Source organism: Pedobacter nutrimenti (assembly GCF_032678445.1).
Lineage (GTDB): Bacteria > Bacteroidota > Bacteroidia > Sphingobacteriales > Sphingobacteriaceae > Pedobacter > Pedobacter nutrimenti_A.
Window position 1 is genome coordinate 359582 of the sequence record NZ_JAVTSQ010000010.1, and the last position, 12918, is coordinate 372499.

9 protein-coding genes are annotated in these 12918 nt (G+C 38.2%); 4 read left to right on the plus strand and 5 right to left on the minus strand.

The window, feature by feature from the left end; all coding sequences use genetic code 11:
- The first annotated feature begins 35 nt into the window (after positions 1-35).
- Complete coding sequence (locus R2S08_RS19985) at positions 36-527, plus strand: hypothetical protein (protein WP_316836789.1); 492 nt, start codon at positions 36-38, stop codon at positions 525-527.
- Positions 528-657: 130 nt separating this feature from the next.
- On the opposite strand, the gene R2S08_RS19990 is transcribed toward R2S08_RS19985, so the two are convergent.
- The 5 genes from R2S08_RS19990 to R2S08_RS20010 form a co-directional block, all read right to left on the minus strand.
- The gene (locus tag R2S08_RS19990; protein ID WP_316836790.1) at positions 658-1425 is read right to left on the minus strand and encodes an RloB family protein; all 768 of its coding nucleotides are present in this window, start codon (positions 1423-1425) and stop codon (positions 658-660) included.
- Entirely contained in the window at positions 1409-2734 is a 1326-nt protein-coding gene (locus R2S08_RS19995) for an ATP-binding protein (protein WP_316836791.1), read from the minus strand. The genes R2S08_RS19990 and R2S08_RS19995 overlap by 17 nt, the downstream gene beginning before the upstream one ends.
- A 196-nt stretch (positions 2735-2930) precedes the next feature.
- Positions 2931-3383: a hypothetical protein gene (locus tag R2S08_RS20000; protein ID WP_316836792.1), complete on the minus strand. Its 453-nt coding sequence runs from the start codon at positions 3381-3383 to the stop codon at positions 2931-2933.
- 102 nt (positions 3384-3485) lie between these two features.
- Positions 3486-4814 carry an MFS transporter gene (locus R2S08_RS20005; RefSeq protein ID WP_316836793.1) on the minus strand — a complete coding sequence of 443 codons (1329 nt, stop codon included), beginning with the start codon at positions 4812-4814 and terminating at the stop codon, positions 3486-3488.
- Between the two features lie 79 nt (positions 4815-4893).
- On the minus strand, positions 4894-6240 hold the full coding sequence (locus R2S08_RS20010; RefSeq protein ID WP_316836794.1) for a hypothetical protein: 1347 nt from the start codon (positions 6238-6240) through the stop codon (positions 4894-4896).
- Between the two features lie 427 nt (positions 6241-6667).
- Between R2S08_RS20010 and R2S08_RS20015 the strand changes: the two genes are divergently transcribed.
- From R2S08_RS20015 to R2S08_RS20025, 3 genes are all read left to right on the plus strand, one after another.
- Positions 6668-7804 carry a FecR family protein gene (locus R2S08_RS20015; protein WP_316836795.1) on the plus strand — a complete coding sequence of 379 codons (1137 nt, stop codon included), beginning with the start codon at positions 6668-6670 and terminating at the stop codon, positions 7802-7804.
- Positions 7805-8094: 290 nt separating this feature from the next.
- Positions 8095-11385: a SusC/RagA family TonB-linked outer membrane protein gene (locus tag R2S08_RS20020; RefSeq protein ID WP_316836796.1), complete on the plus strand. Its 3291-nt coding sequence runs from the start codon at positions 8095-8097 to the stop codon at positions 11383-11385.
- A gap of 25 nt (positions 11386-11410) precedes the next feature.
- Positions 11411-12918, plus strand: a 1508-nt coding sequence (locus R2S08_RS20025; protein WP_316836797.1) for a RagB/SusD family nutrient uptake outer membrane protein, incomplete at its 3' end; no start/stop codon positions are given.

The window sequence follows — 12918 nt, forward strand, 5'->3', positions numbered from 1 at the left end:
AAAAACAATTAAATAACAAATCTTAAAAAACAATTATGAAATCAATCTCAAAAAAATCTTTATTAACAGTTATGGTCATATCAGTAGGTATTATGTTTTTAGCATCCTGCAAAAAGAAATCTGACGATAACCCAAATAGCGGTAATAAAATTTCAATGAAAATGACGGTTACAGTAACAGGAGCTGATCAAGACGATCAGGTAGATGTTCAGGTAAGTGCCGCAAACCATGATGCCAGCCAGTACGGAGCACCTGTTTGGAAAATAAATGGCACATCGCAAGGTAACCAAAACACTATAATAATAGACGAGAAAAGTTTTCTAGGTACCACAAAAACTTATGTGTTCGAAACCGTAAAACCATTTGATTTTGGGGAATTGAGCATTAGTGTTTCTAATTTAGAGGGTGGCCCGATCACTGCCAGCTATAAAACTGAAGTTGATGGTAAGGTGGAAACGAATGAAAGTGTGGTGGTTGCGGTAGACCAATCTCAAAATAAGAGATTCACATACGGATCGAATAAATAAGAAATTTTAGGTCTGCCATTAATCATTATTAAAGTCGTTGTAATATTGCAACGGCTTTTTAATCATTGTATAAGAGCCTGTTTAAAAAATGATGGTTTTTTACCTATACCAACAAACATGAGGCTTGATACTAACTCCATTTTTGCAGCTCTTCAACTAGTTTGAAGACAGTTGTTGATGACTCTTCGGATCCTGGATTACTATGGTTATCCTTTTCGCCGTGCTTATTATAGATTTTTTCGGCTCGATTTACAGCCAGGTGTGTTCTCGTTTTAGGCTTGCCGCTTTTATCTATTCCAGTATTTTCAGTTAACACTTCAAATATTCCCGGAGTAACTATTTTACTTGATTTTCCGTCATAGGTCAAGCCATACGGCTTCAAATAATGATTCAATTTTGCATCATAATCAGCTCTTGGCATAGCCCCTCCCTGATGATCTTCAAAATGCAGAAGCAGCCAGTATTCAAAAGCTTGATTAGAATATGCAGTTTTGAAACCGTACTTTTTACTCAATGCAATTGCTTCATTAAAATTGATAATTTGTTGCGGATTATCTCCTTTTGGGTCTGCATCAAAAACACACCAGACTTGTTGGAATGATTTGCCCTTCTTTTTGTACTGACCAACTATCTTCTTGGCTTGTTCAACCAATGAAACTGTATTTCTTCCCTCCCCATAAGCTAAAATACTGGCCGAGCTTATTTTAAATTTCGAAAAATAACTTGGTTCCGTATTTTGTCCTTCACAATAAATAAGAATAGTAGGCTTCTCTTTCAAAACCGGCTTTCCTCTTTCGAGGACTGGCTCTTGCCTGCGTCGTGCCTTAGCATCAGCTAATCTTGCTTTATGCTCTTCTTGCTTAGCCTTTTCGGCGTCTTTTTTACTTTGCTTTGCCATCTTCAGCTAGAATTTTTCTTGTTATTTCTTCAAATTCTCCTAAAAATGGTGTTGCTCCATACTTACCCCGTATATAATTGTCTTCGAACGATTCATTTTTCCTAACGCTGCTGGTTTTAAAGTCTGCGAGCGAATATAATTTAGAGGCACCATATCGATCTTTATCAATAAACCAGATCTGATCTCTCCTAAATAAGCCTGAACTCAGCAAATTGGTGTCATGAGTATTGAAAATGAGCTGAGCATTTTTGGGATTGGTGATATTGGAATTGAATAGGGAGACTATTTTACAAACCAGATTTGGATGAAGCTTTGAATCCAGTTCATCTACAAAAAGGATTGTTCCATTCTCCAGTGCATCTAAAATCAACCCGGTTAAATAGAAGTATTTTTGGGTCCCCTCTGATTCCTCTGCATTCATTAAAAACTCTATAGATCCGGTTATTTCATTTTTATCATTGAAAACTTTATGGGTTGTTCTTACGCTGGAAAAGGCATGAGAATCTACATCACTCATTAATTTCTGTAGCTCCTGTATCTTTACTTTATCTTTTTCTGGAAATATTGATGCAATATCTTCAAAACGAATATCTTCAATGCCAAAATCGGCAATCTTTAATAACTCTAATATTTGGCCTTTCTTTTCTGGATTGTCCCTTACTTTAAGTATGGAATTATTTTTATACTCCATTTCTCTAAGACCAGAAACGCAGTTAATTGATTCAAAATAGAGGATTATAGAACTTGCCAGGGCATCGTTAAATTGCGCTAAAACAGAGATTAAAAGCGCATTATCCCGAACCAATTCGGATTTGATCAAGGGTAAGGCTTTATCTAACTTTTTTTCATTCACTTCAAATTTCTGTAATGTTCGATAAAACAGTTCCTCTTCTTTTGATTTAGAACGAACATATAGCCACTCTGCGATAATCTTCGATCTTGTTGCTTCAAATCCATATCTATAGATTATTCCGTTTAATATAAATATCATTTCGAAGTCTGAACTTCTATCGGGCGATGCCTCATTAAGTTTGAAAGGAATTACGGCAATTGGCTCGCCCTTTTGCGTTTCCTTAGATGAACTCTGGATGTAGCTTTTAAAAAAAGTGATCGCATCAATGAACTTACTTTTACCGCTTGCATTTGCACCAAAAATGACGCTGCTTTTGAGAAGCCTCAAATTGTACTTATCTATATGAATTATGTTTTCCTCTTCATTCGTATCCTTGTCGTAGTTAGAGGCAATCAAGTTTAAAACAGTACGATCTTTAAAGGTTTTGTAGTTGTTAAATGAAAACTGAATAATCATGTTTTTGCGAGTTTTATTCAAAAATACTATTTATTTAACTAATAATAATAAGTAATTTTGATATTATTGCGAGATAATTGCAAAAACTATTGTTTGTCTGCCTCCGATCTAGTAACGCTGTGGTGGCTATAGCGATTCCGAGATGCTGAAATAAATTCAGCATGACGAGGAGGTGATAGCGTGGAGGTGATAGCGTTTAAGATATCTGTGCGTAGATTGGTTTATTGGATTCTTTAAGGATATAGTGGTCTCCTTTTTGATAGAGGGCATATTTGCCTTTTTTCCAGACTGAACTTCTTTTTGTTCCTCTTGTTCTGGTGAGTATGGTGCTTGATTTTGCGCGCGGTACAAAGATCTCTGCTTGTTTGTTATCTGCGCTAAAAATAACGGTTGCGTTGAAGGTTGCAGATCCTTTTGCGTTTACTTCCTTTAACTGGGTTTTTTGCTCGAAGAGCCTGACGCAATCCTTTTTGATAACAGAATAGGTATATCCGGCGGAGCCTATGCAGCCGTGTTTATCTCTGTCGCCGCCGACCATTACGGGTTTAGCTGGTTTGGCTGGTTTTTCTGGTTTAGCTGGTGTTTGGGCGAATGTGAAGGTGCAGAACATCGCAAATGTTAGACTGAGGAATAGTTTTTTTGTGTTCATCTTTTTAAAATTTAGGTGCAAAATTCTATTTGATTTAAGTTAGCTATTTGATTTAAGTTAGCTATTCTTATTAAGTTAGTTATTCTTACTGAGTATTCTGTTTTACTGCGTATCCTGGTTGAGCCGGGAGTTTTCTTTGGTGTCTCTCATAAATACATAAACGATTAAAGAGAGAAAGATGCAAAAAGTAATATACCAATAGTAATACGTTTCATGGTTCCAGTCTTTAAGCCATAAGGCAATATATTCTGCGGTGCCTCCAAAAATTGCTACGGTTAAGGCGTAGGGAAGGCCCACGCCCAGGGCTCTGATCTGTGCGGGAAACAATTCTGCTTTTACGACTGCATTGATGCTGGTGTAACCACTTACAATAACCAAAGCGGCCATTAACAGGAAAAAGGCTTCCCATTGGGAGGTGGTGTGGCTCAGGGTAGTCAGTAAAGGAACCGTACAGAGGGTTCCTAAACTGCCAAAACCAATTAACAGGGGGCGACGGCCGATTTTATCAGATAATGCCCCAAATACCGGTTGCAGGCAGGCGAAAATGAATAAGGTGAAAAAGGACATCAGGGTAGATTGCTCTTTACTCATATGGACTGTATTCACGAGGAATTTTTGCATGTAGGTGGTATAGGTGTAAAAAGCAAGTGTTCCACCCAGGGTAAGACCGATTACCGTGGCTACTGCCTTTGGATGTTTTAGCAATTCTTTCAGTGTTCCTTTTTTCTCCTTTGGTTTTTGTTTCTGATTTTCAAAGGCCTGGGTTTCTTCCAGGTTTTTCCTGAGGTAAAGAGCGACCAGGGAAAGTATGGCACCAAAAGCAAATGGAATACGCCAGCCCCATTCTGATAGCTGCTCTTCGGAAAGGAAAAACTGCTGTAAAGCAATTTGAATGGCCAGGGCAAGCAATTGCCCGCCAATCAGGGTTACATATTGAAAGCTGGAGTAAAAACCCCGCCGGTTTTTACTGGCCATTTCACTCAGATAAGTGGCAGATACCCCATACTCACCGCCCACACTAAGTCCCTGTAGCAATCTTGCCGTTAACAATAGGATAGGGGCCAAAAGACCAATTGTTTTATAGGTAGGGGTACAGGCAATCAATAAGGAACCTAAGGACATCAGTAACACGGACAAGGTCATGGATTGTTTCCTGCCGATCTGGTCTGCTATCCGGCCAAAAATATACCCTCCAAGCGGACGCATCAGAAAACCAAGGGCAAAAATACCCGCGGTATTCAGCAATTGAGTAGTTGGATTCCCTTTTGGGAAGAACGATGCAGAAAAGTAAATAGCAAAAGCAGAATAGGCATACCAATCGTACCATTCTACCAGGTTTCCAATAGACCCGCCAAATATAGCCTTGAGCTGCCGGACAGAGATCCGGTCTGCAGTTGAAGGTATTTGGTCAGGGTGTTTTATTTTTTCCATAAGAGGAGCAGCCAATTATCTGTTTAAGATACACATATACCAACAAATATCATTAAGCGTAACAGTGGTACGGTGTAGTCTATTTTATCAATTCTAATAGCCATTTTATACAGTCTGTTGGCTCTACAATTGACCAAGAATGCGGATGTCTTGTTCCGTCAACTCTAAAGCCTTTGCCAATGGCGGGAATAAACTCTGCTTTTGTATTTCCGCTTTGCATTAAAAAATTGGTCATAGCCGAGAGATTAGCCGCATTCAAATCATAATAATCTCTACTTTTGTTTTTAAGCTGCCAAACTATATCCGGGTCGCAATACAATCTTGTCGGAACACTAATTAAATATTTCGCATTACCCCCATCATCTCTACTTCGCGTAAACATTGAGCCTTCTACATATTTTTCTGGAAATTTATCTGGCGAACCACCATATTGTTTTTCAAATTCATTAACCAGGAAATGGCCTTCCTGCAATGCTATTTTTTTGCTCTCCGATAATTTGTTACCTTCCTTTTCGTATTTAACGATGGCCTTCTTTGCGCCGTTATACAAATCTATCAGATCTACCGGCGGATCAATGCCTATTACCGCCAAAGGTTTCAGATAAGTGATGTGTTTTGGATTACGAGACATTTCAGTGTATTGCAATGCGTTCATCCCGCCAAGCGAAAGTCCACTTAAAATAAATTTATCTTTTGGTGCTTTGTATCTCATCACGATGTCTTCAAAGACCGTATCGAAAAAGCGTTTAGCCGTTGTATCTGTATCCAGTGTGTTGTTGTAATTCGCACTCACTACCACAGCTAAAATATTTTTATCATAAGCTTGTTGCATCAAATCTTTATTACAGCTGATCACATTCTCAGCTGTTTCGCCTGTTGACGGGAATAAAACTAAAACAGCCTGTATTGAGCTTTTAGGAACGAGTGCATAATAGAAAAGGTTATCGACTTTAGTTATGTTGCCATAAGTTTCCATACTGTTTTTGATGGCGATGGTTTGTTTTTTCAGTAGAGGCAAATATTTATCATCCAGATTTAGAAATTCGCCATCTACAAAATTGCCAATGGTTTTACCACCATTGTTAAAATAGGCTGCGCCTTTCCCGTTTAAAGCACCATTGATAAAAGTTCCTTCAAAACTGGCATATCCAATAATTTCAAACTTCCCTTTCCCATCAAATTTGCCTTGCTTCATTTCTCCTTTGTAGGTAGCTGCCAATTTATGATTTTGAAACCATTGCAAAAAGCCAGCTCCAGATGCATAATTGTTTTTGCAATTGCCGTTCCAAGTAAGGCTATCTGTGGGTGTTGGTTCATCTAACCATATTTTGCAATTGGATTGATGTTCTTTTACAAACTTTCCACTGTTTTGGGCAAAGGAATTTGTGGTAAATAATATTAAAAAGCCAAAAAATAATAATCTCATTCTTCCGGTAATGTTTTAGTGTTGTTGAAAATTACGCAATACTTCGTTAGGTTGTATATTGTAGGTGGTATAGGTGTAAAAAGCGAAACAATAGGATAGGCGCTAGGATTCCGATTAATTTTTTTCATAAGAGGAGCAGTTTGCGCCAGTTATTCATGCATGACGAAATCAATGCCGCAATTAAGGTAATGCGGCCTACCAGGTCCTTTTCCCGAGGGAAATGACGATACAAATATATGTATGTTATCATCAATGCCAATAACTATGCTACAAATATCTCCTATTATATCTTCAATAGAGGTGGTGAGTGGGGGCGATTAAGCGATGTAAAGGGATATTCTTACCGTTTTTAAAAAATATTTTTTTTAGACCAAGGGTAACCGGGGTCGAGAAGGTACTTCACTATATATTAACCAAATAAGGTACCATGCAAAAAGAACAAATAGAGGAACTGGTTAGGAAGTATTTTAACAATACTGCAACTCCACAGGAGCTGGCTCAGTTGTCTGCGTGGTATAGAACGATGTCTGCGGAAGAGGTGGTGTGGTTTGCTGAGATACAGAATGAGGAAGAAATTTTGAAAGCTGCGATGCTTAAAAACATTCAGAAGGAAATTGGTGAGCAAGCAAATAGATCGACTCGTAAATTATGGCCTCGTATCGCTGCGGCTGCTGCGATTCTTTTGGTTGTTGGCGCTGCTCTTTTCTTTTATACTCAACGTCATCTCGAGGGAAGCGCAGCGACGAGAGATCTGTTAGCAAACGATATCAAACCTGGTGGTAATAAGGCTTACTTGGTTTTGTCGAATGGTAAACGTGTATCGTTAACGGATGCTGCGAATGGTGAGCTTGCTCAGGAAGCAGGGGTGGAGATTGCAAAGACTGCTAATGGGCAGGTAATATATACCGCGAGAGGTAGCGACGGGATAAAATATTCGAATGCTCTCAATACAATCGAAACCCCCCGTGGGGGGCAGTATCAGGTCCGACTCCCTGACGGATCCAAAGTATGGCTTAACGCCGCTTCTAAATTGATTTACCCCGTTTCCTTTAATGGGCGTGGGCAGCGGGTGGTTGAACTTAGTGGCGAAGCCTACTTTGAAATATTTAAGAATAAACTCCAACCTTTTGTGGTGAAATCCAAAAATCAGGAGGTTACTGTATTGGGTACGCATTTTAATGTGAACAGTTATAGTGATGAGCCGGATACTAAGACTACGCTATTGGAGGGGAGCGTGCGTATTAATGGCATAATCCTTAAACCTAATGAGCAGGCTGTTCTTGCGGGGGGTAAGCTCAGCGTGAAAGAAGTTGAGGCTGCTTCTTTTACAGACTGGAAAGATGGGCAGTTTTATTTTAGGAATGAGGCTTTACCATCAGTAATGCGTAAATTAGCGAGATGGTATAATGTAGATATTCAGTTTCAGGGTCCGATTGATCAAAGTACCACATTTAGTGGTGTGGTATCTAAATACGACCAGATCTCTAAAGTATTAACCCTAATGGAAAAAAGTGAAGGCTTACATTTTAAAATAGAAGGCCGGACTGTAACCGTATTAAAATAATGTATTGAATCATCATTGGGCTAACCACCCAACCTATAAATATCAATTAACCGACAAAATTAACCAGAAATGAAAACAGAAAACAAAACAGCAGGGCCGTAAGGAAATTGGAACTGAATAAGCACCATCAGGATGATGGTGTAAAAAGAACCAGGAGTGCAGCAAACACCCCCGGTTTATATGTTCAGGTTACTCTCGAGTACAATTCGCGAAAATTATTTACGATTTAACCCAAACAACTCAAATGTATGAATTTTTACATTAAGAACTCGTGCTGGCCAAAATGCCGCATGAGGAAACTCCTGCTGGTCATGAAAATCACCACTTTTTTAATCACCGTATGTATAATGCAGGTCAGCGCATCCAGTTTTGCGCAGAAAATAACGCTTAACCAAAAAGGTATCACTATAGAAAGCCTTTTTAGAGAAATCAGTAAACAAACCGGCTATAGTGTATTCTATTCTGATAAAAAAATAGATCAAAACCGGAAGATAGACGCCCATTTTAAAGATACCCCTTTAGAAGAAGTATTGAATATCAGTTTTAAAGACCAACCCGTGAAATTTACCATATCAGACCAAAGCGTATTGATAGAAAGAAAGGAACCCACCTTTCTGGAACGCCTGGCTAATCGCTGGGCTAGCATTGACGCTAATGGCAGGGTGGTGGATTCGGAGAATCGTCCGCTTCCTGGCGCGAGTGTGAAAGTAAAGAAAACAGGGAAGGGTGTGAGTACAGATAAGGACGGAAGGTTCTTTCTGAGAGGTGTGGAAGAAGGTGCTGTGCTGGTGGTGAGTTTTATAGGGTACTTGCCAAAGGAAGTGATTGCTTCGGCAAACATGGGAAGTGTTGTGCTGGAGCAGAGTTTGTCGAAATTGGATGAGGTCCAAGTCATTGCATATGGAACGACGACAAGGAGATTGAGTACGGGAAATATCAGTACTGTTAAAGCAGAGGATATTGAAAAGCAACCAGTAAATAATCCGCTTTTGGCGTTGCAGGGGCGTGTGCCTGGGGTTTTCATTGAACAGTCTACGGGTATCGCGGGAGGTGGAGTAAAAGTACGTATACAAGGACAGAATAGTATTTTAAATGGTAATGATCCCTTATATGTAATTGATGGGATACCATATATTTCACAATTACTCCCGTCTGATGGATCACCAATTTATGGTCAACTTCATGGAGGAAGCCCAATGAGCTTTATCAATCCTGCGGATATTGAAAGTATTGATATATTAAAGGATGCAGATGCAACTGCTATTTATGGTTCACGTGCAGCTAATGGGGCTGTGCTTATTACAACAAAGAAAGGAAAGGCTGGTGAGATTAAGGTAGATGTGAATTTACAATCCGGTTTTGGAAAGGTTGGTAAGCAATTAAATCTCCTGAATACCCAGCAATATTTGCAAATGCGTCATGAAGCTTTAAGGAATGACCATTTGCCCGTGTCACCGACAGATTATGATATCAATGGTCAATGGGATACTACACGCTATACGAACTGGCAAAAAGAACTCATAGGAGGAACAAGCAAGTATCAGGATTTTCAAGGGACAGTTTCAGGTGGATCAGCTACTACAACTTTTCTTTTCGGAGTAGGGTACCACAAAGAGACAACTGTATTTCCTGGGGACTTTGCAGATACTAAAGGATCAGCAAAATTAAGTATAGGTAGTAGTTCTAAAAATCAGAAATTTAAAATTCAAGTTGGTTTAAATTATCTGATTGACAATAATCACCTGCCAAATGATGATCTGACGGATGTAGCAATACAGTCTGCCCCTAATTCTCCTACCCTTTATAATAATGATGGAAGTTTAAATTGGAGTCCAGATAATGAAGGAAATTCTACTTTTAATAATCCGTTGGCCCGATTGTATATAAGGTATAAAAATAAGACAACTAATTTAATGTCAAATGTTTATTTAAGCTATCAAGTTTTACCAGGTCTTGAGATAAAGAGCTCCATGGGTTATACTAACCTTCAAACAAATGACCTAAATACTATCCCTCAATCATCATATGCACCAGAACTTTGGATATATAATGGCAGATTAGCCATTTGGGGTAACAATAATATTAATTCCTGGAATATTGAACCGCAACTTACTTACACTAGACAAATCGCAAAGGGAAAATTAGATCTCTTGGTTGGAACAACCTTTCAACAAAGGAATAGTCATTCATTAGGTCTACAAGGCAGTCAGCAGATTAGTGATGCCGTACTTGATGATTTTAAATCCGCTTTAGTTGTAAACGTTGGTTCAACTTTAGAAGAAATTTATAAATATAGTGCTTTGTTTGGGAGGCTAAACTATATTTGGAATGATAAGTATATTCTAAATATTAATGCGAGAAGGGATGGTAGCAGTCGATTCGGATCTGCAAATCAGTTTCATGATTTTGGTTCAATCGCAGGTGGATGGATCTTTTCGGAAGAAAGCTTTTGGAAAAATAACCTAAATTTTCTGAGCTTTGGCAAATTAAAAGTAAGTTATGGAACCACAGGTAACGACCAAATTGGGGAGTATCGGTATCTAAGTCTCTATAATTCTATTAATAAGACTAAACCATACCAAGGAACTTTAGGTCTGAAACCTCAAAATATAACTAATCCTACTATTGCCTGGGAGGAAACAAAAAAGCTTCAAGGGGGCATTGATTTAGGATTCTTCAAAGATAAACTAATACTTAATGCAACTTACTCGTTTAACCAGAGTTCTAATCAACTAGTTGGCTACCCCTTACCTGGTTTTGCGGGTTTTACAAGTGTTTTACTCAATTTACCAGCTAAAGTTCAAAATTCTGGATGGGAGTTTAGCCTTTCGACAATTAATTTGGTTAGCAAAAATTTTGAATGGAAGAGTGGCTTTAATTTAACTATACAGAGAAATAAACTGGCTGATTTTGCAGGCCTAGAACAAAGCTCATATGCTAACGACTATATTATTGGGAAACCAGTTTCAGTGCAACGACTTTTTCATTCCTTAGGTGTTAATGCGACAACTGGAGTTTACCAATTTGCTGATAAGAATGGTAACATTACGAATTCTCCAAGCTACGGTGATAGGACTGTATTTGTTGACGCAAGTCCAATGTTTTATGGTGGTTTGTATAATAGTTTCAAGTACAAAGGCTTTGATTTAGATATTTTGTTCCAATTTGTAAAACAAAAAAGTCTTGGTAATCAATTTGGGATCAATTTTCCAGGAGCAGGGATTTCTTATGGCAATCAACCTATTTCAGTATTGTCCAGGTGGCAAAAACCAGGAGATCAAACTAATGTACAAAGGTTTAATACAGATTATTCCTTACTTGAGCCATATGGGGATGTGCAATCAAGTGACGCGAACTGGGTTGACGCTTCGTATGTCAGATTAAAGAATTTATCCATATCCTGGCAGCTTCCGAAGCATATAAAGAATATTGTTCATTTGGAAAATTGTAAGCTCTATTTACAGGGACAGAATTTATTCACTATTACTAAATATAGTGGGTTAGATCCAGAGTCGAAGAGTCTATTTTCAATATTACCACCACTTCGGGTTATCACTTTTGGAGCAAAAATAAGCATATAGTGTTTTTAGAATTCAAAAAAAAGAAATGAAAAAGAAAATTTTATTGATGGAGTTGAATTTGTTATTCAAGAAAATATTTGGATATTTAATTATTTTATCTGTTTTATGCACCTTAATCCCTATAAATGGCTGTAAGAAATTCGTTGAGGTAGGGCCTCCAGTTACTAGCATAAATTCTGCTAATGTATATAACACAGATTTTACCGCAGCTTCAGTTTTAACTGGGATATATGCTGACTTGTCTGAGGGATTGAGAGGTAACGGTTTAACATCAATGACATTATTCCCTGCATTGTCATCAGATGAACTAATATTGTATGGGGGTGTTACGAGCTCAGCAACAATTTATATCCCTTATTATACCAATTCGCTTACAAGAGCAAATGTGCAAGGGCATATTGGAACTATATATTCAACGATTTATACGATTAACTCGGCTATAGAAGGATTGACGGCAAGTAAAGAGATTACGCAATCTTTAAAACAGCAGCTATTGGGTGAAGCAAAATTTATGAGAGGGTTCTGCTATTTCTATTTGGTTAATCTTTATGGAGATGTTCCTTTGGTATTGACTACAGACTATAAGATCAATGGTATTATTGCAAAGTCTACGAAAAAGACAGTTTATGCTCAGATTATTGCTGATTTGACAGATGCTCAAAATTTGTTAAGCGAGCGATACTTAAAAGGAGATGCCAAGACAGCTTATGCGTTGGGATCGGAAGAAAGATTAAGACCAACAAAATGGGCAGCAACAGCACTGCTGGCCAGGACATATTTATATAACCAGAAATGGTCAGAAGCTGAACGAGAGGCCACATCTGTTATAAATCACTCTTCACTATATAAAATGACAGATTTAGCAAATACGTTCCTGAAGAATAATGCGGAAGCCATTTGGCAATTGCAACCGGTTAATATAGGGGTTAATACGCAAGAAGCGCAGCTATTTGTTCTTCCTTTATCTGGGCCGTCTTCGCTAGTTTTTAAGAATTTTTATTTAAGTAGCCATCTTGTTGATAGTTTTGAACCTAATGATTTAAGAGCAAAAGAATGGATGAGCAACGTTACAACCAAAGACGTTACCTATTACTATCCTTTTAAATATAAAGTCATTGATCCAAATGCTGAGATAAGCGAGTACACTGTTGTATTACGTTTGGCAGAGCAGTATTTAATTAGAGCTGAAGCTAGGATCCAGAACGGGGATATTGGAAATGGAATTGAAGACCTTAATCTCATACGTGACAGGGCTACTGATAAGGCTCCAGGAGCAATTCAACTACCTCAATTACCCATTTTCTTAAATAAAGATGATGCATTAAAAGCAGTTATGCACGAACGTCAAGTAGAGTTATTTATGGAATGGGGACATCGATGGTTTGATCTAAAGAGAATGGGGTACGTGGATGAAGTTATGGAAAAAGTGACTAAAGAAAAAGGTGGGACATGGAATACTAACTGGCAATTATATCCTTTTTATATAGATGATTTAAAATATGATCCGAATTTGGTTCAAAACCCTGGTTATTA

Bases quoted from the DNA above. Each gene is read 5' to 3' on its own strand.
- R2S08_RS20010 (WP_316836794.1), bottom strand. From the start codon at position 6,240: ATGAGATTATTATTTTTTGGCTTTTTAATATTATTTACCACAAATTCC.
- R2S08_RS19990 (WP_316836790.1), bottom strand. From the start codon at position 1,425: ATGGCAAAGCAAAGTAAAAAAGACGCCGAAAAGGCTAAGCAAGAAGAG.
- R2S08_RS20015 (WP_316836795.1), top strand. From the start codon at position 6,668: ATGCAAAAAGAACAAATAGAGGAACTGGTTAGGAAGTATTTTAACAAT.
- R2S08_RS20020 (WP_316836796.1), top strand. From the start codon at position 8,095: ATGAGGAAACTCCTGCTGGTCATGAAAATCACCACTTTTTTAATCACC.
- R2S08_RS20005 (WP_316836793.1), bottom strand. From the start codon at position 4,814: ATGGAAAAAATAAAACACCCTGACCAAATACCTTCAACTGCAGACCGG.
- R2S08_RS20000 (WP_316836792.1), bottom strand. From the start codon at position 3,383: ATGAACACAAAAAAACTATTCCTCAGTCTAACATTTGCGATGTTCTGC.
- R2S08_RS19985 (WP_316836789.1), top strand. From the start codon at position 36: ATGAAATCAATCTCAAAAAAATCTTTATTAACAGTTATGGTCATATCA.
- R2S08_RS19995 (WP_316836791.1), bottom strand. From the start codon at position 2,734: ATGATTATTCAGTTTTCATTTAACAACTACAAAACCTTTAAAGATCGT.